Source organism: Kitasatospora sp. NPDC053308 (genome assembly GCF_055585785.1).
The window spans coordinates 84460-108098 of sequence record NZ_JBVJJY010000019.1 but is presented as its reverse complement, the minus strand read 5'-3'; the positions used below and the strand labels follow the sequence as shown (position 1 = coordinate 108098).

The following is a 23639-nucleotide window of genomic DNA, read 5'->3' as shown; positions in this document are numbered from 1 at the left end:
GGCGGGAGCGCCGGGCGAGCCGCGGGTCTTCCGCTCAGGGCATCCGTACGGGGCTTCCGCTCAGGGCTTCCGCATAGGGCTTCCGCTCAGGGCTTCACCGAGCGGTAGTAGCGCGCCGCGCCCGTGTGCAGCGGGAGTGGATCGGTGTAGACGGCGGTGCGCAGGTCGACCAGCTGGGCGGCGTGCACCTGGGCGCCTATCTGGTCGCGGCTGTCGATCACCGCCCGGGTCATCCCCTCGACCAGCCCCGGGTCCGCGTCGTCCCGGGTGATCAGCAGGTTGGGCACGGCCACCGTGGCGACGGCGTCCGTCGGCTCGGCGTTCGGGTAGGTGCCCTTGGGCATGGTGGCCGCCCGGTAGGCGTCGGTGCCGCCGCCCTCCGCCCTGTGCAGGGCCTCCGACAGGTCGTTCAGCGGCACGATCCGGATCTTGAGGTGGTCGGAGAGGTCCGTGAGCGCGCTGGTGGGCAGACCGCCCGACCAGAAGAAGGCGTCCAGCTGGCCCGCGCGCATCGCGTCGGCGGCCTCGCCGACCCCCGTCGGGACCGCGACGACGTCGCGCTCCGGGTTCAGCCCGGCCGCGGTCAGCAACCGCTTGGTGACCAGGTTCACCCCGGACTGCGGCAGGCCGACGCCGACCCGCAGGCCCTTGAGGTCGGCGGTGCGGCGCACCGGGGAGGAGGCCGGGACGACCAGCTGCAGGTAGTCGTCGTACAGCCGGGCGATCGCCCGCAGCCGGTCCTTGCCGGGGCCCTTGTAGTCGGCGACCGCGTCGGCGGTGGCGATCGCGAAGGCGTCCCGGCCGCTGATCACCCGGGTGAGGTTGTCTATCGAGCCCTCGGTGTTGTCCAGGGCCAGCCGCACCCCCGGCATCGTCCGGGCGACGTGCGTCTGCAGCAGCTGCCCGTACCGGTCGTAGACGCCGCGGTCCACACCGGTGGCGAAGCGGACCTCCCCGCTCGGGTACCCGGGCGAACGGCCCGCCGACAGCCACCAGCCGCCGAACCCGGCGACCAGCAGCACCAGCACCAGCACCGTCCGCCACAGCGGGCTGCGGGCCGCCGTGCGGACGGCGGCACCGAGATGTGACGGGGTGGTGGGGGTCATGCAGGGATACTGCCAGGCGCTCCGGCCGAACGGGAGGGGAACGGGACGGGCAAGCTCCGGGAAAAGCGCTTCGCGGCTGCCCGTACCCTGGTCTGGTGAGCGGTGAGAGCGGATTGAAGAGCTACAAGGTCGTCACGCACGGCTGCCAGATGAACGTCCACGACTCCGAGCGGCTGTCCGGGCTGCTGGAGGAGGCGGGCTACGTCAAGGCCGGGCCCGAGGGCGACCCGGACCTGGTGGTGTTCAACACCTGCGCGGTGCGCGAGAACGCCGACAACAAGCTGTACGGCAACCTCGGCCAGCTGGCGCCGGTCAAGACCCGCCACAAGGGCATGCAGATCGCCGTCGGCGGCTGCCTGGCCCAGAAGGACCGCGACACCATCGTCCAGCGCGCCCCCTGGGTCGACGTGGTGTTCGGCACGCACAACATCGGGCACCTGCCGGCGCTCCTGGAGCGGGCCGCGATCGAGAAGAAGGCCCAGGTCGAGATCCTCGAATCGCTGGAGACCTTCCCCTCCACCCTGCCCACCCGCCGGGACTCCGCGTACGCCGCCTGGGTCTCGATCTCGGTCGGCTGCAACAACACCTGCACCTTCTGCATCGTCCCCGCGCTGCGCGGCAAGGAGGAGGACCGCCGCCCCGGCGACGTCCTCGCCGAGATCGAGGCGCTGGTGGACGAGGGCGTCATCGAGGTGACCCTGCTCGGCCAGAACGTCAACGCCTACGGCTCCGACCTGGGCGACCGCGAGGCCTTCTCCAAGCTGCTGCGCGCCGCAGGCCGGATCGAGGGCCTGGAGCGGATCCGCTTCACCTCGCCGCACCCGCGCGACTTCACCGACGACGTGATCGCCGCCATGGCCGAGACGCCGAGCGTGATGCACCAGCTGCACATGCCGCTGCAGTCCGGCTCGGACCGGGTGCTCAAGGCGATGCGCCGCTCCTACCGCCAGGAGCGCTTCCTCGGGATCATCGAGAAGGTCCGCGCGGCGATGCCGGACGCGGCGATCTCCACCGACATCATCGTCGGCTTCCCGGGCGAGACCGAGGAGGACTTCGAGGAGACGATGCACGTCGTCCGCGAGGCCCGCTTCACCAACGCCTTCACCTTCCAGTACTCCAAGCGCCCCGGGACCCCGGCGGCCGAGATGGCGGACCAGGTCCCGAAGGAGGTCGTCCAGGCCCGCTACGACCGGCTGATCGCCCTCCAGGAGGAGATCTCCTGGGAGGAGAACAAGAAGCAGGTCGGACGGACCCTCGAGATCCTGGTCGCCGAGGGCGAGGGCAAGAAGGACGACCAGACCCGCCGCCTCTCCGGGCGCGCGCCCGACAACCGGCTGGTGCACTTCAGCAAGCCGGAGGAGCCGGTGCGGCCGGGCGACATGGTGACCGTCGAGATCACCTACGCCGCCCCGCACCACCTGCTCGCCGAGGGGCCCGCGCTCGCGGTGCGCCGCACCCGGGCCGGGGACGCCTGGGAGAAGCGCCAGGCCAAGCCCGCGGCCAAGCCGGCCGGCGTGATGCTCGGCCTGCCGTCCATCGGCGCCCCCGCCACGCTGCCGTCGGCGGCACCGGCCGGCGGGGCCTGCTGCGGCGACTGACGCGCGTGCTGCCGTAAGGGCGGCCCGGAGGCGAGCGTGCTCACACCTCCGGGCCGCCCTTCGCTTTGGCTAGAGTGATCGACATGCTGGTAGCCGCCGCCGTGTGCCCCTGTCCGCCACTGCTCGTCCCGGAGGTCGCCGCCGGGGCGGCGGGCGAACTGGACGCGCTGCGCGCCGCCTGCGACGAGGCGCTGGCGGCGCTGGTCGCGGCCGGGCCGCAGCTGGTCGTGGTGGTCGGCACCGGCCCGCAGGCCGAGGTGTGGACCGAAGGCGGGGCCGGCTCCTTCCACCGCTACGGCGTGCCGCTGGTCGCCAAGCTGCCGGGCGGGCGGGTCGGGGGACCGGAGCTGGCGCCCTCGCTGACCGTCGGCGCCTGGCTGCTGGAACGCGCCGGAGTGACCCTGCCCACGCACGCCTGCGCGGTGCCCGCCGACGCCCCGGCCGACCGGATGCTCGGCCTCGGCCAGGGACTGGCCGGGCTCGCCGACCGGGTCGCCCTGCTGGTGCTCGGCGACGGCAGCGCCTGCCGCTCGCTGAAGGCGCCCGGCTACCTCGACGAGCGGGCCGAGGGCTTCGACGCCGCCCTGGCCGCCGCCCTGGGCACGGCCGACCTGCCGGCCCTCGCGGACCTGGACCCGGGCCTGGCCGCCGAACTCAAGGCCGAGGGCCGGGCGCCCTGGCAGGTGCTGGCCGGCGCCGCGGAGGGCGCCGGCCTCACCGGGCGGCTGGGCTACCAGGACGCCCCGTACGGGGTCGGGTACGTCGTAGCGTCCTGGTCCTAGGACGCGCCCCGAACCGGCCCGCGGCGGTACGGGACGGGTGGCCGTACCGGACGGGCGGCGGGACGGGGCTCAGGCCTGCGGGGGCTGTCCCTCGCCGGGCTTCGGCTTGTGGGCGAAGTCGCCGACCGCGTCCTTGGCCTTGCCCGCGCCGTGCTCGATCTTCTCGCTGTACTTGCCCTTGGTCGCCTTGTCGATCGCTCCGCCGGCCTTGTCCACGAAGTGGTCGATCTGGTCGCTGTGCTTGCCGGCCAGCTCGCTCGCCTTCTCCTTGAGCTCCTCGGCCTTGCCCTTGAGGTTGTCCATCAGACCCATGGCGATCTCACCCTTTCATCCCTGTATCCGGGACAACGCCCGTGCCCGGCGAAGCGTTCGCGAACCGGTCCCGGTCGGGGAACGGCCGGAAACGGTCATCTGGCCGGAAACAGTCATATCGTCGCTCAGTCGGAGCGGAGCGGCAGCCCGGTCCGGGGACCGCCGGGGGTTTGCGAGACTGGAGCGGTGAGCAGCTCCCGTACCCCGCGTGTCGTCTCGATCGTCGGCGCGACCGCCGCCGGCAAGTCCGACCTGGCCGTCGCCATCGCCCGGAGCCTCGACGGCGAGGTGATCAACACCGACTCCATGCAGCTGTACCGGGGCATGGACATCGGCACGGCCAAGCTCACCACGGCCGAGCGCGGCGGAGTGCCGCACCACCTGATGGACGTCTGGGACGTCACCGAGGCCGCCAGCGTGGCCGAGTACCAGCGGCTGGCCCGGGCCGAGATCGACCGGCTGCTCGCCGCCGGGCGCACGCCCGTCCTGGTCGGCGGCTCCGGGCTGTACGTCCGGGCGGCGATCGACGAGATGGAGTTCCCCGGCACCGACCCGGCGGTCCGCGCCCGGCTGGAGGCCGAACTGGAGCGGCTCGGCCCGTACGCGCTGCACGGGCGGCTGGCCGCGCTCGACCCGGCGGCCGCCGAGGCGATCCTCACGAGCAACGGTCGGCGGATCGTCCGCGCGCTGGAGGTCATCGAGATCACCGGGCAGCCGTTCACCGCCAACCTGCCGAGCAACACCGCCGTGTACGACGCGGTGCAGATCGGCGTCGCCGTGCCGCGCCCCGAGCTGGACGAGCGGATCACGCTGCGGGTCGACCGGATGTGGGAGGCCGGGCTGCTGGACGAGGTGCGGGCGCTGGAGAAGGCCGGACTGCGCGAGGGGAAGACCGCCTCCCGGGCGCTCGGCTACCAGCAGGTGCTCGACCACTTCGCGGGCGAGTGCACCGAGGACGAGGCGCGGGCCGAGACCGTCCGGGCCACCAAGCGCTTCGCCCGCCGTCAGGAGTCCTGGTTCCGGCGGGACGACCGCATCCACTGGCTCTCCCGACCGGCCGGCACCGACCCCGTCGAGCTGCTGCAGCAGTCCCTCGAACTGATCGGGCGTCAGGGAGTTCCGGCCGCGTAGGACGGGTTCCGGCCAATCCGGCGGTGCACCTGCGCGCGCAGGTGGCCGTGCAGGACGAACCGGCGGTCACGGCCCGATCACGTGATGGCCACGGATCACCCGACGACCCCGGTCAGGCCCGGAACGACCTTCTGGACATGCCATCATCGATGCCATAGGGGTCGGCCGAACGGGCCGACCGTGCCCGGCCGCGAGTCCGCTCGTGTCGAACAGTCAGGGGAGGCCGTGTGTCGACGGGTACCGGCCCCGAACCCGGCCAGAGCGGGAGTGTCACCGCACCGGCCGAGGAGTTCGACGAGTCGACGATGGGCGACCTTCCCGTGCTGACCGGACTGGAGGCGCCGACCTCCTACGCGGCCGCGCTGCCCGCCCTGGACACCCGCACCCCGCCCGACGCCGCGGTGCACGAGCGGGAGATCCGGCCGCTGCGCCGGCTGCGCTGGTGGCAGACGCTGCCGATCGCCCTGCTGGGCACCCTGGGCTCGCTGATGTTCGCCTTCCCGCTCGCCTTCGGCTCGGCCGGGGCGCGCGCCACCATGGTCGGGATGCTCGGACTGCTGCTCACCGCCGCCTCGGTCGGCTGGGGCGCGATGGCCGCCCGGCACGCCGGCTACTCGTGGCCGGGCCTGCCCCGCCGGGGCTCCGGGCAGCGGGCCGGCTGGAAGGCGATCGTGCTCTACACCCTGATCGCGGTGGCCGCCTGCGCGCTCGCGGTCTGGCGGGTCGCCTACCTGCGCTGACCCCCGGGCCTCCCCGCGCCGGGCCGTCCGGCCGCTCAGTACTATCGGGAGGGTGAGCGCATCCTCCTCCCCGCAGGGCGGCATCCCCTTCTTCAAGGGGCACGGCACCCAGAACGACTTCGTCATCGTCCCCGACCCGGACGGCGCGCTGGAGATCGGTCCCGCGACCGTCGCCGCGCTGTGCGACCGGCGGGCGGGCATCGGCGGGGACGGGCTGCTGCGCGTGGTGCGTTCGGCCGCCGACCCGGCCGCCGCGGGGATGGCCGACCGCGCCGAGTGGTTCATGGACTACCGCAACTCCGACGGCAGCGTCGCCGAGATGTGCGGCAACGGCCTGCGGGTCTTCGCCCGCTTCCTGGTCGAGGCCGGTCTGGCCAAGCCCGGGGAGCTGGCGGTCGCCACCCGCTCCGGGGTGCTCACCGCGACGGTCGCCGAGGACGCCCCGGACGGCACCCCCGGCGACGTCACCGTCGACATGGGCCGGGCCCGGCTGCCCGGGCCGGACGGCATCGAGGTCGCGGTCGGCGAGCGGCGCTGGCGGGCGCTGAACGTCAACATGGGCAATCCGCACGCGGTGGCCTTCGTGGCGAGCCTGGACCACGCCGGTGACCTCTTCACCGCGCCGCTGACCAGCCCGGAGGGCGCCTACCCGGAGGGCGTCAACGTCGAGTTCGTGGTGGACCGCGGGCCGCGGCACGTCGCGATGCGGGTGCACGAGCGCGGCTCGGGCGAGACCCGCTCCTGCGGCACCGGCGCCTGTGCCGTCGCGGTGGCCGCGATCCGCCGGGACGGCCTCGACCCGGCGGTCACCGGTGAGGCCGTCGCGTACACCGTGGACGTGCTGGGCGGCCGGCTGGTGATCACCGAGCACCCGGACGGCCGGGTGGAGATGACCGGGCCGGCGGTGATCGTGGCCGAGGGGCGGCTGGACGAGCGCTGGTGGGACTCCGTCCGCACGAGCTGACGGCCCGTTTTGCCCATTTCGCACGGCGACGAATCCCCCCGATCGGGTGATAGCGGTCGCGGACGGGAACCATCGCGTCGCGGAACGTGCTCCGCTCGGTAGCATGGACCACCGGGTCGATCACCCCGCGGGGAGGGGCAGCGCCCGGCGACCGTTGCCGGAGGTGCGCCGATGACCATCGAAGCCGGGCAGTCCCTGACGGGGCAGCCGACGACCGTACGGCAGGCCGGGGCCAGGAGGCCCCTCGGAGAGCTCGGCCGGGCCGCCCTCGGCCGGGCCGGGCGGGCCGCGTTACTGGCCACCGGCCGGCCGCCCGTGCCGGACGCCCTGGAACCGCTCGTCCGGGTCCACCGGCAGCACCATCCGCAGGGCGACCTCGGCCTGCTCGCCCGGGCGTACCGGCTCGCCGAGGCCAGCCACCGCGGCCAGAAGCGCAAGAGCGGCGAGCCGTACATCACCCACCCGCTGGCCGTCACCATGATCCTGGCCCAACTCGGTGCCGGGACGACCACCTTGGTCGCCTCGCTGCTCCACGACACCGTCGAGGACACCGATTTGACGCTGGACCAGGTGAGCGCCGGGTTCGGGCCCGAAGTCGCCTACCTGGTCGACGGAGTGACCAAGCTGGAGAAGGTCGACTTCGGCGCGGCCGCCGAGGCGGAGACCTTCCGCAAGATGCTGGTCGCCACCGGGGACGACGTCCGGGTGATGGTGATCAAGCTCGCCGACCGGCTGCACAACATGCGCACCATCCGGCACATGAAGCCCGCCAGCCAGGTGCGGATCGCCAAGGTCACCCGGGACGTGCTGATCCCGCTGGCCGAGCGGCTCGGCATCCAGGTGCTCAAGGCCGAGCTGGAGGACATCGTCTTCGCCACCCTGCACCCCGAGGAGCACGCCCGCACCCGGGCCCTGATGGCCGGTCACGAGGCCGAGCCGGACACCGTGCTGGAGCCCTTCGCCCGGCAGCTGGCCCGGCAGCTGGCCGAGGCCGGGGTGGCCGCCGAGGTGACCGTACGGCCCCGGCACTGCGTCTCGCTGCACCGGGTGCTGCTCAAGCGGTCCGGCGGGACCGGACCGGACGGTCGGCCGCAGGGGCCGCGCCCGGCCGACTTCGGGCGGCTGCTGGTGGTGGTCGAGGAGAACGCCGACTGCTACGCCGTGCTGGGCGAACTGCACACCTGCTGGACGCCGGTGCCCGGGGAGTTCAAGGACTTCGTCGCCGCGCCCAAGTTCAACCTGTACCAGTCGCTGCACACCGCGGTCGCGCTGAGCGGCGGCGCGGTGGTCGAGGTGCTGGTCCGCACCCGCCGGATGCACCAGGTCGCGGAGACCGGGGTGGTCGCGCTGGGCGACCCCTCCCCGGCCGGCGCCGCCCAGGACACCGACGAGCTGGACCGCACCGACCCGGCTCGTCCGGGCTGGCTCAGCCGGCTGCTGGAGTGGCAGCAGGAGACGCCCGACCCGGACGCCTTCTGGTCCGCGCTCACCGCGGACCTGGCCGGTGACCGCGAGATCACGGTCGTGACGGAGAGCGGCGAAACGCTTCAGCTGAGGGCCGGAGCCACCTGTGTGGACGCGGCCTACCTGCTCGGCGAGGAGACCGGCCACCGATGTATCGGCGTCCGGGTCAACGGGCGGCTCAGCGCCCTGTCCACCGTGCTGGAGGACGGCGACCAGATCGCCGTGCTCACCGAGACCCTCCCGGCCGGCGGAGGACAGCCCTCCGGCCCCGCGCCCGAGTGGCTGGCGCACGCCCGCACCCCCGCCGCCCGGCTGGCCATCGAGCGCTGGCTGGCCGACCCGCCGGCCCGGCCGCCGGCCGTCCGCACCGGCCCGGCCGGGGCGCAACCGGCCCCGCCCGGGCGCCGCGCCCCCGAGAAGCGCTCGGCCCCCGTCACGGTGGTCGGACGGCCCGGGGCGGCCGTCCGGCTGGCCCGCTGCTGCACCCCGGTGCCGCCCGACGCGGTCTGCGGCTACCCGATCCGCGGCGGCGCGGTGGCCGTGCACCGCACGGGCTGCCCGGCCGGGGAGCGGATGCGGGCGGACGGGCGGGCCGTACTGGAGGTCCGCTGGCAGCCGCAGGACGCCCCCGCGGCCGGGCACCGGGTCACCCTGCGGGCCGAGGCGCTGAACCGGCCCCGGCTGCTCGCCGACATCACGGCGGCGATCTCCGCCGAGGGCGTCGGGATCGTCGCGGCCGAGGTCGAGCCGCCGCAGGAGTCACGGGTCCGGCAGACGTACACCGTCGAACTGCCGCAGCCGGGGGCCCTGCCCGGGCTGATGCGGGCGATGCTGCGGGTCTCCGGGGTGTACGACGTCAGCCGGCCGCACGCCCCGGAGGTGGGGTAGCCCCGGGGCCGGGTGTCGGCGACCGGGGGGGCGCGCGCCGGCGGTGCCGGTCGTTCCGGCGCTGCGCGGCGACGGTGCCGGTCGTTCCGGCGCTCCGCGCCGAAATGGGGATGACCCGCCCGCGCCGGGCGTGCGACCATCATGGGGAATTCACGGCCGGTCCACGGCGTTGTCGGGCACAGGAGCCCGGTGGCACCCGGGGACCTGAGGGGTAGCTCACCCCGCCCGGACGGTAGCCGGGGCGGCAGCTGGGCAGACTCCGTACGGGACCGCCCGCCGGTCCCCGAAGCCACCCGTACCAGCAGCCAAAGGACAGAATGACCTCCACGTTCGACACCCGCGACCACGCCGACGCTCCGCGCCGCCTCGACGGTCTGCGGGCGGAAGCCCTCATGGACGAGGACCTCGCGGCCATCGACGAGGACCTCGGCCACCACTACGACGGCGACCAGTACGACCGCAGCGAGCGTGCAGCGCTGCGTCGTGTCGCCGGACTCTCCACCGAGCTCGAAGACGTCACCGAGGTCGAGTACCGCCAGCTCCGCCTGGAGCGCGTGGTGCTCGTCGGCGTCTGGACCGACGGCACCCTGGAGGAGGCGGAGAACTCCATGGCGGAGCTCGCCGCGCTCGCCGAGACCGCCGGCTCCCAGGTGCTGGACGGCGTCATCCAGCGCCGCGACAAGCCCGACGCGGCCACCTACATCGGCTCCGGCAAGGCCAAGGAACTGCGTGACATCGTCGCCTCCACCGGCGCCGACACCGTGGTCTGCGACGGTGAGCTCACCCCCGGCCAGCTGATCCACCTGGAGGACGTGGTCAAGGTCAAGGTCGTCGACCGGACGGCCCTGATCCTGGACATCTTCGCCCAGCACGCCAAGTCCCGGGAGGGCAAGGCGCAGGTCTCGCTCGCGCAGATGCAGTACATGCTGCCGCGCCTGCGCGGCTGGGGTCAGTCGCTGTCCCGGCAGATGGGTGGTGGTGGCTCCGGCTCGTCCGGCGGCGGCATGGCCACCCGCGGTCCCGGTGAGACCAAGATCGAGACCGACCGGCGCCGGATCCGCGAGAAGATGGCGAAGCTCCGCAAGGAGATCGCCGACATGAAGAAGGGCCGCGACACCAAGCGCCAGGAGCGCAAGCGCCACCAGGTGCCGTCCGTGGCCATCGCCGGGTACACCAACGCCGGCAAGTCCTCCCTGCTCAACCGGCTCACCGGCGCGGGCGTCCTGGTGGAGAACGCGCTGTTCGCCACCCTGGACCCGACGGTGCGCCGGGCCGAGACCCCGAGCGGGCGGCTCTACACCCTGGCCGACACCGTCGGCTTCGTGCGGCACCTGCCGCACCACCTGGTCGAGGCGTTCCGCTCGACCATGGAGGAGGTCGCCGACGCGGACCTCATCCTGCACGTGGTGGACGGCTCGCACCCCGAGCCGGAGACGCAGCTGGCCGCCGTCCGCGAGGTCATCGTCTCGGTCGAGGCCCAGAACGTCCCCGAGATCGTGGTGATCAACAAGGCGGACGCCGCCGACCCGCACGTGCTTCAGCGGCTGCTGCGCCGCGAGCCGCACGCCATCGTGGTGTCGGCCCGCAGCGGTGCCGGCATCGAGGAGCTGCTGAAGCTCATCGACGACGAGCTGCCGCGACCGGCCGTCGAGGTGCGGGCCCTGGTGCCCTACACCCAGGGCGCGCTGGTCTCCCGGGTGCACGCGGAGGGCGAGCTGCTCTCCACCGAGCACACCGGCGAGGGCACCCTGCTGCACGCCAAGGTGCCGGCCGAGCTGGCCGCCGAGCTGGAGTACTTCGCGGTCGCCCTGCAGGGCTGAGAGAGCGAGCGTCGGGAGGGGCCCCGGGACCGTACTGGTCCCGGGGCCCCTCCGTGTGCCGTCGGGGGTCATCGGACGTTCTTGGCGAAGTAGTCGAAGGCCTGCTTCGCCTGGTCCTGCAGCGAGGGGCCGGCCTGGTAGCCGGCGGGGTTGCGGTCGCCGATCGCGCCGACGCTGATCAGGTTGGGCTTGCCGTCCCTGGTGACGAACCAGCCGCCGCCGCTCGAACCGGCGGTCATGGTGCAGCCGATCACGTACATCGGCGGGCGGGTCCGGTCGAAGGAGAGCCGGCCGGGCGCGACGGGGGAGTCGCAGTGGGCCAGTTCCGTGCCGTCGGCGGGCCGCTCGGCCGGGTAGCCGTACGCGGCGGCCGAGGTGATCCGGTCGCGCGGGGCGTTGAACCAGATCGGGACGGAGCCGCCGACCGTCTCCTCCAGCGAGGCGCCGGAGCCGCTCTCGGCGCGCACCCGGAGGATCCCGTAGTCGAACTGGTTGCGGGCGCCCACGCCGCTCTCCTGGAGCCAGGTCGGGGAGACCAGCGCGCGCACCGCCGTCCACCGGCCGTACGGGGCGGCCTGCGCGTCGGGGTACGGCTTGCCGTGGCTCGCCCGGCCGTCCCGGTTGAACCCGGGCACGAAGACCAGGTTCTTCAGCCAGCCGCCGCCCTTGCCGTCGTGCAGGCAGTGCGCGGCGGTGAGGACGAGGTTGCTGCGGCCGGGGTCGGTCGGGTCGGAGACCACGGTCGCGGAGCAGGCGGCGTCGCCCTGCGGGGTGGTCATGAAGAGCCGGCCGACGGCCGCGGTGGCCTGGCCGTACGGGTGCGGCTGCGGCTCGGCCGGGACGGCGGCCGGCGGGGCGTCCCGCTCGACGCCGGGGGCGGCGGGGCCGGTGAGCGAGTACTCCGGGGTGGGCCGGGGCTTGGCCGCGTCCATCCGAGCGGCGGACCAGTAGCCCGGCGCCGGGTCGTTGGCGAACCCGCCGGCGGTGACGTACCTCCTCCAGTCCTCCAGCTTCCAGCCCGTCAGGTCGCCCACGCTGGTGGGTGCGGCGGTCGGGAGGGCAGGGGGCGGGGCGGCGGGCCTGGCGGGCCCGCTCGGGCCGCACCCGGCCGCGGTGAGCGCCGCCGCGGCGAGCATCGTGGCGCCGGCCGCCCCGGCCCGGCGCCCCCGGCTGGTGGTTCTCGGCATGCTGCATCGTCCCCCGTGCTGTGCTGGTTCTCCGTACGGCCCCGGTGGCGGTCGCCGCCGCTCGCCCCGCCGCCGGCGACCGCCCCGCTACTGCTTCCTGGAGATCCAGTCCAGGGCCTGCCGGGCGACCGTCTCCAGGTACGGGCCGCTGAGCGAGGTGTGCTCCTGGGTGCCGATCGAGGTGTTGCTGACCAGGGCGGTCCTCCCGTCGGGCATGGTGGCGAACCACCCGCCGCCGCTGGAGCCCTGGGTCATGGTGCAGCCGATGGTGAGCATCGAGGGCCGCTTGGCGTCGAAGGAGAGCCGGGTCGGCTTGCCGCCGTCGCACTTGTACAGCTCCTGGCCGTCGAACGGCTTGAGCAGCGGGTAGCCGACGGCCGAGACGGCGAGCTTGTCGCGCGGGGCGTCGAACCACACCGGGACGGCCGAACCGACCGTCTCCTCAAGGGACTTGCCGGTGTCGTTCTGGTTGTGCACGCGCATGACGGCGAAGTCGTACTGGTTGGCGGCGTCCCCGGTGCCGCCGCCCTCGACCATCCACTGCGGCGAGGTGGTGACCTGGTCGGCCCACCAGGTGCCGAGCGGCGCCAGTTCGGACAGCGGGGCGCGCTTCCCGCCGCTGGAGGCACCCGAGTTGTTGTAGGCGGGCACGAAGACCAGGTCCTTGTAGAAGTTCCCGCCCTTGCCCTCGTGCACGCAGTGGCCGGCCGTCCAGACCAGGTTGCTCCGGCCGGGGTGCTGCGGGTCGGCGATCACCGTCGCCGAGCAGTTGCCGCGGCCCCCCTTGGCGGAGAAGAAGACCTTGCCGGAGGGCTGCTTGGTGTACGGGCGGGGCACCGCCACCGCGTTGACCACCGGCGGCTCGGGGTCGGTCACGCCGTCGTCGGTGGCGGGGCTGGGGGTGGCCGGCGAGGGCTTGGTGACGGGCGGGGCCGGCTCGGCGGGCTTGGAGTCGCCCATCTTGTCCGGGTCCCAGAAGTCCTTCACCACCGGGTTGTTGAAGACGTGCTTGGAGGCCCAGGAGTCCCAGTCCTCGAACTTCCACTTCTTCAGGTCGTCCCAGCTCCGCGGCAGGCCCTCCAGCAGGCTGGTCGGCAGTCCGGACGGCAGGGTGATCCCGCCGATCACCCCGCCGGTGCCGCCGCCCGACGCGGCGGCGGAGGGCGGCGGCGCGGCACTGCCGCCGCCGTCGCCCGGCGGGCCGTCCGGCCCGCAGGAGCTGACGGCGAGCAGGGCCCCCGCGACCAGGGCGGCGGCCAGGGCTGACCGGTGGATCGTGGGCATCTGTGCGCTTCCCCCTGCGTTCGATCGGTGTCGGGTCGGTCGGTGGTCGCTCGGATGGTGCTCGGTCGGATCCGTGCCGTGTCCGGCCGGTCCGGGCCGTGGCGCCCGCCGTCCTGGAGTCTTCCACCGCGGACGAGGACGGCCGTGCCCGCCCCCCGGGTTGCGGCACCGGCCGGAGGCCGCCGATCCGTGACGCGGGCCCGGTCGGCTCGTTGGCACAGCAGGGCGCTTCGCTCCGGTGGCGGACAATCCCCGATCTTCACCCGGACGAGTGAGCCGTCCTTGTGATCACCCCTCAGGGATAGGTAACCCTTACCTGACGCGACGGTGTGAGTGCCCGCCGATCCTGCCGGCACAGAGCGCGTCCGCACGTCCACGCGCCCCAAGGAGCAGCCTTGAGCACCGCCCTCACCGGAGCCCCGCCCGAACCGCCGCAGCAGGTGGCGCCCGTGCGCGAGGAGCACCGGACCGAGCCCGACCCGCTGCTGCACCCCGATCCCGCCGTCGCGGCCGAACAAGCCGCCCTGGAAGCCCTGTTGCGCTGCTGGACCCGGGAGACCGGGGCCCGGCCCGGCCCGGACGGCCGGTTGCGGATCGCCGTCCTCGGCGGCGCCGCCCGGCTCACCGTCCCGGTCCGCTACTGGTCGCCCGGCGGCTGGCACCGCTTCGGCCCGGCCGGCCTCGCGGCCGGCGGGGGCGGTGCCACCGGGGAGAGCGGTGCCGTGGAGGAGATCGGTGCCGGAGCGGACGGCGCCGACGCCCCGGTGGACGCCGTCACCGCCGCCGCGCTGCTCGCCGCCGCGGCCGCCGACCGGCCCGACCCCGGGCAGGTCGCCGACCTCGCCGGCCGGGTCGCCGACTCCGTCGTCCGCACCGCCGAGATCCTCGCCCACCGCCGTACCGCCGCCGCACCCGGCGGCCCCGAGCGTTCGCACTTCCTCGCCGCCGAGCAATCCCTGCTGCTCGGCCACCCGCTCCACCCGACCCCGAAGAGCCGCGACGGCCTCGGCCCGGCCCAGAGCGCCGCCTACTCGCCCGAACTGCACGGCTCCTTCCGGCTGCACTGGTACGCCGTGGACCGCGAGCTGCTCGCCGCGGGCTCCGCCGTCGCGGAGACCGCCGACCGGCTCACCGCCGGACTGCTCGACGGCGCGCTCGCCCTGCCGCCCGGCACCGCCGCCCTGCCGCTGCACCCCTGGCAGGCCCGCGAACTCGCCCACCGCCCCGCCGTCGCCGCGCTGCTCGCGGACGGCCTGCTGCAGGACCTCGGTCCAGCCGGCGAGCCCTGGTACCCCACCTCCTCGGTGCGCACCGTCTACCGGCCCGGCACCCCCTGGATGCTCAAGCTCTCGCTCGGCCTGCGGATCACCAACTCCCGCCGGGAGAACCTGCGCAAGGAGCTGCACCGGGGCCTGGAGATGCACCGGCTGCTGGAGAGCGGGCTGGCCGCCGAGTGGCGGGCCGCCCACCCCGACTTCGACATCGTCCGCGACCCGGCCTGGATCGGCGTCGACCACCCGGCACTCGGCGACCCGGGCGGACTGGACACCGTGCTGCGCGCCCAGCCCTTCGCGCCCGCCGAGCGCGTGCTGTGCGTCGCCGGGCTGGTCGCCGAACAGCCGCTCGGCACCGGCGACACCGTGCCGTCCCGGCTCGGTGAGATCCTGCGGGCGCTCGCCGCCCGCTGCGGCCGACCGCTGCAGACCGTCGCCGCCGAATGGTTCCTGCGCTACCTGGACGCCGTCGTGCTGCCCGTCCTGTGGCTGGACGGCCGCGGCGGCATCGCCCTGGAGGCGCACCAGCAGAACAGCCTGGTCCTGCTGGACCGGGACGGCTGGCCGAGCGGCGGCCGCTACCGCGACAACCAGGGCTACTACTACCGGGAGAGCGCCGCCGAGCGGCTCACCGCCCGGCTGCCCGGGCTCGGTGCCGAGAGCGACACCTTCCTGCCGGACCCGGTGATCGACCACCACTTCGCCTACTACCTCGGCATCAACCACGTCCTGGGCCTGATCGGCGCCCTCGGCTCCCAGCGACTGGCGGACGAGACCGTGCTGATCGCCGGGCTGCGGCGCTTCCTGGCCGGACCGCGGGCGGCCGCCACCGGCTCGGCGCTGCCCGGCCTGCTGCTGGACGCGCCCACGCTGCCCTGCAAGGCCAACCTGCTCACCCGGATCAACGGCATGGACGAGCTGGTCGGCCCGGTCGCCAGCCAGTCCGTCTACGTGGACATCCCCAACCCGGTGGCGGGCCGCTGATGTGGGACGACCTGCCCGGGTGGGGACCGATCCCCACCCCGGCCGGGGAGTTCCGGCTCAGCCCGGTCCGGCTGCCCGGCGACCTGGCGCTGCTCGCCGGATGGATGAACGACCCCGAGGTCGCCGCCTTCTGGGAGCTGGCCGGCCCGCCGGAGCTCACCGACCGGCACATCCGGGCCCAGCTGGACGGCGACGGCCGCAGCGCCCCCTGCCTCGGCCTCCTCGACGGCGAGCCGATGAGCTACTGGGAGGTCTACCGCGCCGACCTCGACCCGCTGGCCGCGCACTACCCCGCCCGGCCGCACGACGCCGGCGTCCACCTGCTGCTCGGCCCCGCCGCCAGCCGCGGCCGCGGGCTCGGCGCCGTGCTGCTGGCCGCGCTCGCGGAGCGGATCCTGCGCCGCCGCCCGTCCTGCGAACGGGTCGTCGCCGAACCGGACGTCCGCAACCGGCGCTCCGTCCGGGCCTTCGAACGCGCCGGGTTCCGGGCGGCCGCCGAACTCGACCTGCCCGACAAGCGGGCCGCCCTCATGGTGCGCTGCCGGGCGGCCACTCCCTAGCCCCCGACCGCGACCGGCCCGACCCGGCAGGCCCCGACCGGCCCGCCCCGAGCCCGACCGGCCCCGCGCCGGCCGGCCCGACCCCGTCTAGGACACCCCGTGGACACCGCAGCACCCCAGCCGCCGTACGACCTGCTCGGCGTCGGCATCGGCCCGTTCAACCTCTCGCTCGCCGCACTCGCCGCGCCCGTCCCCGGCCTGCGCACGCTCTTCTGCGACCAGCGCCCGGAGTTCCGCTGGCACCACGGGATGCTGGTGGACGGAGCCCGGATGCAGGTGCCCTTCCTCGCCGACCTGGTCTCGCTGGTGGACCCGACCAATCCGTGGTCCTTCCTCAACTACCTGCGCGAGCAGGACCGGCTGTTCCCGTTCTACTTCGCCGAGCGCTTCCAGCTGCCGCGCCGCGAGTACGACCACTACTGCCGCTGGGCCGCCGAGCGGCTGGCCAACTGCCGCTTCGGCACCGAGGTCACCGCCCTGCACTGGACCGCCGCACCGGGCGGAACGCCCTGCTACCGGGTCGAGCTGACCGACACCGCGACCGGTCGACGGTCCACCGTACGGGCCCGCAACCTCGTCCTCGGCGTCGGCACCCGGCCGGTGCTGCCCGAGGCCTTCGCGGGCCTGGCCGGCCACCCGCGGGCCTTCCACTCCGCCGACTACCTGGACCGCCGCGCCGACCTGGCCGGCGCCCGGGACATCACGGTGATCGGCAGCGGCCAGTCCGGCGCCGAGGTCTTCCTCGACCTGCTCCGCCGCCACCAGGACGACGACGTCCGGCTGCGCTGGCTCACCCGTACCCGGGCCCTCGCCCCCATGGAGTACTCCAAGCTCGGCCTGGAGCACTTCACCCCCGACTACACCCGCTACTTCCACGGCCTGCCCGGACCCGTCCGGGACGCCCTGGTCAGCGCCCAGTGGCAACTGCACAAGGCCGCCAGCGCCGAGACCCTCGCCGAGATCCACGACCACCTCTACGAGCGCACCATCGGCCGCCCGATCGACACCGCCCCGGTCGAGATCACCCCCGGCACCGCCGTCACCGACGCCCGACCCGGCCCCTGCGGCGGCCTCGAACTGCACTGCCGGCACACCGACTCCGGTGCCGAACACCTCCTGCGCACCGACGCCGTGGTGCTCGCCACCGGCTACCGGGCCGCCCGCCCGGCCGCGCTCGAACCGCTCGCCGACCTGATCGACTGGGACGAGGCGGGGCGCTACCGGGTCGACCTGCACCACCGGGTCGCCACCCGGCCCGAACTCACCGGCGGCCTCTACGTCCAGAACGCCGAACTGCACACCCACGGCGTCGGCACCCCCGACCTCGGGCTCGGCGCCCACCGGGCCGCCGTGATCCTCAACGCCGTGACCGGGCGGACCGTCCACCGGCTGCCCGGCCGCACCGCCTGGACCGGCTTCGCCCCGCCCGCCCCCGCCCCCTACGGACGGACCCCCGTCCTCCCTCGCCCCCAGGAGCTGACCCGTGCCGCAACCGCCGGCCGCTGAACCCCCGCTCTACCTGCCCCCGCACCTCACCGCCGGGCACTGGCGGCGGGCCGGCCGCACCCTCCTGGCCAAGATGCTCGGCGAACTCGCCTACGAGGACCTGCTCAAGCCCGCCCCCGGCGCCCTCGACGGCGAGTACCTCCTGAAGCTGCCCGAGGTCGAGTACCGCTTCACCGCCCGGCGCGGCGCCTACGACGGCTGGCAGGTCGACCCGGAGTCCGTCCGCTGCTCCGAACCCGACGGACTGGACCCCCTGCGCTTCCTCCCGTACGCCCGGGAGACCCTCGGGATGTCCGGCGACACCACCGCCCACCTCATCCGCGAACTCTCCGCCACCCTCACCGCCGACGCCCGCCAGCTCGCCACCGCGCTCACCGCCGCCGAACTCGCCGACCTCGACCACACCGCGCTGGAGGGCCGGCAGGGCGGCCACCCCTGGATCGTCCCGAACAAGGGCCGGATCGGCTTCTCCGCCGCCGACGCCGCCCGCTGGGCCCCGGAGGCCCGCAGCCCGCGCCCGCTGCCCTGGATCGCCGTCCACCGCCGGCTCGCCGAGTACCGGGGGGTGCCCGGCCTGGAGCGTCCCGAGCAGCTGTACGCCCGCGAGCTGGACGACGTGGCCGCCCTGCGCGCCGGGCTCGGCCCGGACGCCGAGGACTACCTGCTGCTGCCCGTGCACCCCTGGCAGTGGGACGAGACCGTCCTGCCGCTGTTCGCGCCCTGGATCGCCTCCGGCGAGATCGTCCCGCTGCCCTCGGACGGCGACCCACGGCTGCCCCAGCAGTCCATCCGCACCTTCTTCAACACCGCCCACCCCGAGCGCTGCACCGTCAAACTGCCGCTGTCCATCCTCAACACCCTGGTCTGGCGCGGCCTGCCCACCGAGCGCACCCTCGCCGCGCCCGCCGTCACCGCCTGGCTGCACGGGCTGCGGGACGCCGACCCCTTCCTGCGCGACGAGTGCCGGGTCGTCCTCCTCGGCGAGATCGCCTCCGTCACCGTCGACCACCCCGTGTACCGGGAGCTGCCCGAGGCCCCGTACCAGTACAAGGAGCTGCTCGGCGCGATCTGGCGCGAACCGCTCGGCCCCTTCCTGGACGACGGCGAACGCGCCCGCACCCTCGCCGCCCTGCTGCAGACCGGCTCCGACGGACGGGCCCTGGCCGCCGAGCTGATCGCCCGCTCCGGCCTCGGCCCCACCGAGTGGACCGGCCGGCTGTTCGCCGCGATGCTGCCGCCGCTGCTGCACTTCCTCTACCGCTACGGGCTGGTCTTCTCCCCGCACGGCGAGAACGCGATCGTGGTCTTCGACGAGCGCGACACCCCCGCCCGGCTCGCGGTCAAGGACTTCGTCGACGACGTCAACCTCAGCGCGCACGACCTGCCCGAACTGCGCGACCTGCCCGCCGAGGTGGCCGACGTGCTGCTGCGGGAGGCACCCCAAGGGCTCTGCCAGTTCATCCACTCCGGGCTGTTCATCGGTGTCTTCCGCTACCTCGCCCCGCTGCTGGAGGCGCAGACCGGACTGCCCGAGACGGAGTTCTGGGCCCTGCTGCGCGCCGAGGTCCTCCGCCACCAGGAGCGCTTCCCCGAGCTGCGGGAGCGCTTCGAGCTGTTCGACCTGTTCCGGCCCAGGATCGACCGGCTCTGCCTCAACCGCAACCGGCTGCTCCTCGACGGCTACCAGGACCGCCCGCACCGCCCGCACGCGGCCCGGTTCGGGACCGTGCCGAACGCGCTGGTGACCGTGGACGTGCGGCTGCCCGCGCAACGGGACCGGATTGTCACCCCCGCCCCGTAGGGTGGGAGGGTCATGACGAACGACTCCGAATCCCACGACTCCGAGCGCCGCGACTCCGAGTCCCGCGATCCCGAAGACCGGCCGGCGGTGGACCTCGGCGACGAGGCCGAGGAAGCCGTCGCCGTCCCGCGCTCGCGGATCCCCGAGCTGCTGCACGCCGCGGTGGCGGCCGTCGGCGGCGTCGAGCGCCCCGGCCAGGTCCGGATGGCCGAGGCCGTCGCCGACGCCGTCGACCACGGCGAGCACCTGCTCGTCCAGGCCGGCACCGGCACCGGGAAGTCCCTCGCCTACCTGGTGCCCGCGCTCGCCCACGGGGACCGCGTGGTGGTCGCCACCGCCACCCTGGCCCTGCAACGCCAGCTGGTGGAACGGGACTTGCCGCGCACCGTCGAGGCGATGCACCCGGTCCTGCGCCGCCGCCCGCTGTTCGCGATGCTCAAGGGCCGCTCCAACTACCTGTGCCTGCACCGGGCCAACGAGGGCACCCCGAGCGACGAGGGCGAGGGCCTGTTCGACCCGGTGGACGCGCTCGGCGGGCCGACCGGCAAGCTCGGCCAGGACGTGCTGCGGCTGCGCGACTGGGCCGACGAGACCGACACCGGGGACCGCGACGACCTCAGCCCCGGCGTCTCCGACAGGGCCTGGGCCCAGCTGTCGGTCACCTCCAAGGAGTGCCTGGGCGCCACCCGCTGCCCGTACGGCCAGGAGTGCTTCGCCGAGAAGGCGCGGGAGCGGGCCAAGCTGGCCGATGTCGTGGTCACCAACCACGCGATGCTCGCGATCGACGCGATCGAGGGCGCGCCGGTGCTGCCCGAGCACGGGCTGCTGATCGTGGACGAGGCCCACGAGCTGGTCAACCGGGTCACCGGCGCGGCCACCGCCGAGCTGACCGTCGGCGCGGTCAACCGGGCGGTGAAGCGCGCCGCCCGGCTCGCCAACGAGAAGGCTGTGGACGCCCTGCAGGCCGCCGCCGAGAACTACCACGGCCTGATGGAGACCGCCCAGCCCGGCCGGGTCGAGGAGCTGCCCGAGTACCTGGCGTACGCGGTCACCGCGATCCGGGACGCCGCCCGCCAGGTGATCACCTCGCTCGGCGAGACCCGCGACAAGGGGCTCAGCGACGAGGACGCCGTCCGCAAGCAGGCGATGGCCTCCGCCGAGGCGCTGCACGAGACCGCCGAGCGGCTGCTGGAGGACTCCGAGTACGACGTCGTCTGGATCGAGCGCAGCGACCGCTACGGGCTGGGCACCGCCTCGCTGCGGGTCGCCCCGCTGAGCGTCTCCGGGCTGCTGCGCGAGGGGCTGTACAAGGAGCGCTCGGTCGTCCTCACCTCGGCCACGCTCAAGCTCGGCGGGGACTTCAACGGCGTCGCCGCCTCGGTCGGCCTGCCCGCCGAGGCGCGGCTGCCGGACGTCCGGACGGCCGGGGACAACCCGGAGCCCGGCCCCGGGTTCGGCGAGGACGCCGTCCCGCACTGGCGCGGGATCGACGTCGGCTCGCCGTTCAAGTACCCCAAGCAGGGCATCCTGTACGTCGCCAAGCACCTGGCCGATCCCGGGCGCGATCCCGAACGGCCGGACATGCTCGACGAGTTGGCCGAGCTGATCGGCGCGGCCGGCGGGCGGACGCTCGGCCTGTTCTCCTCCATGCGCGGCGCCCAGACGGCCGCCGAGGCGATGCGGGAGCGGCTGGACCACCGGATCCTGCTCCAGGGGGAGGACACCCTGGGCGAGTTGATCCGCGAGTTCGCCTCGGACGCGTCCACCTGCCTGTTCGGCACCCTGTCGCTCTGGCAGGGCGTGGACGTGCCCGGCTCGGCCTGCCAGCTGGTCGTGATGGACCGGATCCCGTTCCCGCGGCCGGACGACCCGCTGATGAGCGCCCGCCAGAAGGACGTGGAGCAGCGGGGCGGCAACGGCTTCATGGCGGTCGCGGCGACGCACGCGGCGCTGCTGATGGCGCAGGGCGCGGGCCGGCTGGTGCGCGCGGCCGACGACCGGGGCGTGGTGGCGGTGCTCGACCCGCGGGTGGCGACCAAGCGGTACGGGGGCTTCTTCCGCTCCTCGATGCCCGAGTTCTGGTTCACCACGGACCGCAACCAGGTGCGCCGCTCGCTGGCGGCGATCGACGCCTCGGCGGCGCCCGTACGGCCGGTGGCGAAGCGGGGCTGAGACACCGGGGCCCGGGTCGGCCGGCCCCCCGCGAACGCCGGAGGGGCTCCCCGCTCGTGCGGTGGAGCCCCTCCCGGTGTCGGTGGCTGGGCGCGCTTCAGTGTGGTGGGCGCCTTTGGCGTCGTGGGCGTCTTCGGCGTTCGGGCGTCCGGGGCCCAGGCGTCTGCCGGGCGCGGGTCAGAGGCGGCGCAGGACCGCGACGACCTTGCCCAGGATGGTCGCGTTGTCTCCGTTGATCGGCTCGTACGCCGGGTTGTGCGGCATCAGCCAGATCCGGCCGTCCTCGCGCTTGAGGCGCTTGACGGTGGCCTCGCCGTCGATCATCGCGGCCACGATGTCGCCGTTCTCGGCGACCGGCTGGCGGCGCACGGTGACCCAGTCGCCGTCGCAGATGGCCGCCTCGATCATCGAGTCGCCGCGCACGGTGAGCGCGAACAGCTCGCCCTCGCCGACCAGTTGGCGGGGCAGCGGGAAGACGTCCTCGACCGTCTGCTCGGCCAGGATCGGCCCGCCGGCGGCGATCCGGCCCACCAGCGGCACGTACGAGGTGGACGGGCGGCCGGCCGTCTCGGCGGTGTTGGGGCGGGCCACCTCGACGCCGCGGACCTCGTAGGCGCGCGGACGGTGCGGGTCCCGGCGCAGGAAGCCCTTGCGCTCCAGGGCCATCAGCTGGTGGGCCACCGAGGAGGTGCTGGACAGGCCGACGGCCTGGCCGATCTCGCGCATGGACGGCGGGTACCCCCGGCGCTGGACGGAATCGCGGATGACCTCGATCACCCGGCGCTGGCGCTCGGTGAGACCGGCCTCGTCGGTACGGATGCCGGGGGGGCGGCCGGGCATCGCGCGGGCCGGGGAGGCGTGGGTGTCGTCCATGGCGGGGGAGTGTTCGATCGGCTGGTCGGGCACCCGGTTCGCGCCGGAAAGGCCCGTACCGGACAGGCGGTGGTCTTCACTGCGGTCCATGCTGATGTCCACACTCTGCTGATTCGTGGTGCGCTGCCCCACCTTGAACTGGGAGTGTTCCTGCACCGGGATGGTGTTGCTTTCGATCGTGTTCACGGCGGCCCCTCTCGACGGCTGTCCTCTCCCTTTTCCAGCCCAACGCACCTCCTATCGAAAGGTTGCGCCAAACACACGTTCGAGTGAATTATTCGGGAGTTGGCTGACTCGATCAAGGCTTTGTTGTACATCGATTAAATGTTCGACCGGAACTCGACTCCGGCAGTCTAATCGGCGCCGACACGCCAGGGGTGTCGCCTCCCCCCGAGACCTAGATGTAGTAGCTACAGTCCTCTCCGTGCCCAGTACTAGTGGTCGCGTCGCATGATCAGCTTGCCGAGGCCGGGGTCGCATCGCATAGACTCACCAGGTCCGCACGATCTGCCAGGGAGGGATCCCGAGGTGCACTGCCCCTTCTGCCGGCACTCCGACAGCCGCGTTGTCGACAGCCGGACCACCGAGGACGGCAGCTGTATCCGGCGCCGCCGGCAGTGCCCGGACTGCGGCCGCCGCTTCACCACGGTGGAGACGGCCGCGCTGATGGTCATCAAGCGCAGCGGCGTCACCGAGCCGTTCTCCCGGCAGAAGGTCATCACCGGCGTCCGCAAGGCCTGCCAGGGCCGACCGGTCACCGAGGACGCCCTGGCCCAGCTCGGCCAGCGGGTCGAGGAGTGCGTGCGGGCCAGCGGCAACGCCGAGCTGACCACCCACGACGTGGGCCTGGCCATACTCGGCCCGCTCAAGGAACTCGACGTGGTCGCCTACCTCCGCTTCGCCAGCGTGTACCAGGCGTACGACGGACTGGAAGACTTCGAGGCCGCCATCGCGGAACTCCGCGCCGAGCGGCCGCTCACCACGGAGACGGACGACGCCCGCGTGTCCGTCCCCGCCGCCGCGCCCTAGGAGGCGCCGGCGCACCGGGCTCCGGACGGGGCCCAGCCGCACCACACCGGCCCCACGGGGTCCCCGCGCGCCCGGAAACGGGGCGCAGAACACTACAAACCGTGCGAAAACGAGGCAGGGTCTCCGCCTGCCCGCACACCGGAAGAACGAACCAGCGGTGCCCG

The 23639-nt window shown here is 74.0% G+C and carries 18 protein-coding genes; 13 read left to right on the top strand and 5 right to left on the bottom strand.

What is annotated here, in order from left to right; genetic code table 11:
- Nucleotides 1-86: 86 nt before the first annotated feature.
- Nucleotides 87-1106 carry a TAXI family TRAP transporter solute-binding subunit gene (locus tag ACZ6Y7_RS31230; RefSeq protein WP_465761300.1) on the bottom strand — a complete coding sequence of 340 codons (1020 nt, stop codon included), beginning with the start codon at nt 1104-1106 and terminating at the stop codon, nt 87-89.
- A gap of 95 nt (nt 1107-1201) precedes the next feature.
- On the opposite strand from ACZ6Y7_RS31230, the gene miaB reads away from it, so the two are divergent.
- Complete coding sequence (gene miaB / locus ACZ6Y7_RS31225; RefSeq protein WP_465761299.1) at nt 1202-2704, top strand: tRNA (N6-isopentenyl adenosine(37)-C2)-methylthiotransferase MiaB; 1503 nt, start codon at nt 1202-1204, stop codon at nt 2702-2704.
- 83 nt (nt 2705-2787) lie between these two features.
- On the top strand, nt 2788-3486 hold the full coding sequence (locus ACZ6Y7_RS31220; RefSeq protein WP_465761298.1) for a class III extradiol dioxygenase subunit B-like domain-containing protein: 699 nt from the start codon (nt 2788-2790) through the stop codon (nt 3484-3486).
- A 69-nt stretch (nt 3487-3555) separates the two neighbouring features.
- Here the strand turns inward: ACZ6Y7_RS31220 and ACZ6Y7_RS31215 are convergent, their stop codons facing one another.
- Nucleotides 3556-3798: an antitoxin gene (locus tag ACZ6Y7_RS31215; RefSeq protein ID WP_465761297.1), complete on the bottom strand. Its 243-nt coding sequence runs from the start codon at nt 3796-3798 to the stop codon at nt 3556-3558.
- Between the two features lie 186 nt (nt 3799-3984).
- Between ACZ6Y7_RS31215 and miaA the strand changes: the two genes are divergently transcribed.
- The 5 genes from miaA to hflX all read left to right on the top strand — a co-directional run bounded on the left by miaA (nt 3985) and on the right by hflX (nt 10805).
- The gene (miaA, locus tag ACZ6Y7_RS31210) at nt 3985-4929 is read left to right on the top strand and encodes a tRNA (adenosine(37)-N6)-dimethylallyltransferase MiaA (protein ID WP_465761296.1); all 945 of its coding nucleotides are present in this window, start codon (nt 3985-3987) and stop codon (nt 4927-4929) included.
- Between the two features lie 227 nt (nt 4930-5156).
- A complete protein-coding gene (locus ACZ6Y7_RS31205) occupies nt 5157-5669 on the top strand; it encodes a hypothetical protein (RefSeq protein WP_465761295.1) in 513 nt (170 codons plus the stop codon).
- Between the two features lie 52 nt (nt 5670-5721).
- Nucleotides 5722-6633, top strand: a complete 912-nt coding sequence (dapF, locus tag ACZ6Y7_RS31200; RefSeq protein ID WP_465761294.1) for a diaminopimelate epimerase — start codon at nt 5722-5724, stop codon at nt 6631-6633.
- A 171-nt stretch (nt 6634-6804) separates the two neighbouring features.
- Entirely contained in the window at nt 6805-8985 is a 2181-nt protein-coding gene (locus ACZ6Y7_RS31195) for a RelA/SpoT family protein (RefSeq protein WP_465761293.1), read from the top strand.
- A gap of 317 nt (nt 8986-9302) precedes the next feature.
- Entirely contained in the window at nt 9303-10805 is a 1503-nt protein-coding gene (hflX, locus tag ACZ6Y7_RS31190; protein WP_465761292.1) for a GTPase HflX, read from the top strand.
- A gap of 68 nt (nt 10806-10873) precedes the next feature.
- On the opposite strand, the gene ACZ6Y7_RS31185 is transcribed toward hflX, so the two are convergent.
- Both ACZ6Y7_RS31185 and ACZ6Y7_RS31180 read right to left on the bottom strand, forming a co-directional pair.
- Nucleotides 10874-11992: a trypsin-like serine peptidase gene (locus ACZ6Y7_RS31185; protein ID WP_465761291.1), complete on the bottom strand. Its 1119-nt coding sequence runs from the start codon at nt 11990-11992 to the stop codon at nt 10874-10876.
- A gap of 87 nt (nt 11993-12079) precedes the next feature.
- The gene (locus ACZ6Y7_RS31180) at nt 12080-13276 is read right to left on the bottom strand and encodes a trypsin-like serine peptidase (RefSeq protein WP_465761290.1); all 1197 of its coding nucleotides are present in this window, start codon (nt 13274-13276) and stop codon (nt 12080-12082) included.
- Nucleotides 13277-13671: 395 nt separating this feature from the next.
- On the opposite strand from ACZ6Y7_RS31180, the gene ACZ6Y7_RS31175 reads away from it, so the two are divergent.
- The 5 genes from ACZ6Y7_RS31175 (at nt 13672) to ACZ6Y7_RS31155 (ending at nt 21573) form a co-directional block, all read left to right on the top strand.
- The gene (locus tag ACZ6Y7_RS31175) at nt 13672-15534 is read left to right on the top strand and encodes an IucA/IucC family protein (protein ID WP_465761289.1); all 1863 of its coding nucleotides are present in this window, start codon (nt 13672-13674) and stop codon (nt 15532-15534) included.
- Nucleotides 15426-16094 (top strand): GNAT family N-acetyltransferase, encoded by a 669-nt coding sequence (locus tag ACZ6Y7_RS31170; RefSeq protein WP_465761329.1) that lies wholly within the window; start codon nt 15426-15428, stop codon nt 16092-16094. The genes ACZ6Y7_RS31175 and ACZ6Y7_RS31170 overlap by 109 nt, the downstream gene beginning before the upstream one ends.
- Before the next feature lie 99 nt (nt 16095-16193).
- Nucleotides 16194-17600, top strand: a complete 1407-nt coding sequence (locus ACZ6Y7_RS31165; protein WP_465761288.1) for a lysine N(6)-hydroxylase/L-ornithine N(5)-oxygenase family protein — start codon at nt 16194-16196, stop codon at nt 17598-17600.
- Complete coding sequence (locus ACZ6Y7_RS31160; RefSeq protein ID WP_465761287.1) at nt 17578-19401, top strand: IucA/IucC family protein; 1824 nt, start codon at nt 17578-17580, stop codon at nt 19399-19401. Before ACZ6Y7_RS31165 ends, ACZ6Y7_RS31160 begins: the two co-directional genes overlap by 23 nt.
- A 12-nt stretch (nt 19402-19413) precedes the next feature.
- Nucleotides 19414-21573: an ATP-dependent DNA helicase gene (locus tag ACZ6Y7_RS31155; protein ID WP_465761286.1), complete on the top strand. Its 2160-nt coding sequence runs from the start codon at nt 19414-19416 to the stop codon at nt 21571-21573.
- A 177-nt stretch (nt 21574-21750) separates the two neighbouring features.
- Here ACZ6Y7_RS31155 and lexA read toward each other — a convergent pair whose 3' ends face one another.
- Nucleotides 21751-22446, bottom strand: coding sequence for a transcriptional repressor LexA (lexA, locus tag ACZ6Y7_RS31150; RefSeq protein WP_465613571.1), 696 nt, complete (start codon nt 22444-22446; stop codon nt 21751-21753).
- Nucleotides 22447-22974: 528 nt separating this feature from the next.
- Between lexA and nrdR the strand changes: the two genes are divergently transcribed.
- Nucleotides 22975-23475, top strand: a complete 501-nt coding sequence (gene nrdR, locus ACZ6Y7_RS31145; RefSeq protein WP_465761285.1) for a transcriptional regulator NrdR — start codon at nt 22975-22977, stop codon at nt 23473-23475.
- Nucleotides 23476-23639: the final 164 nt, after the last annotated feature.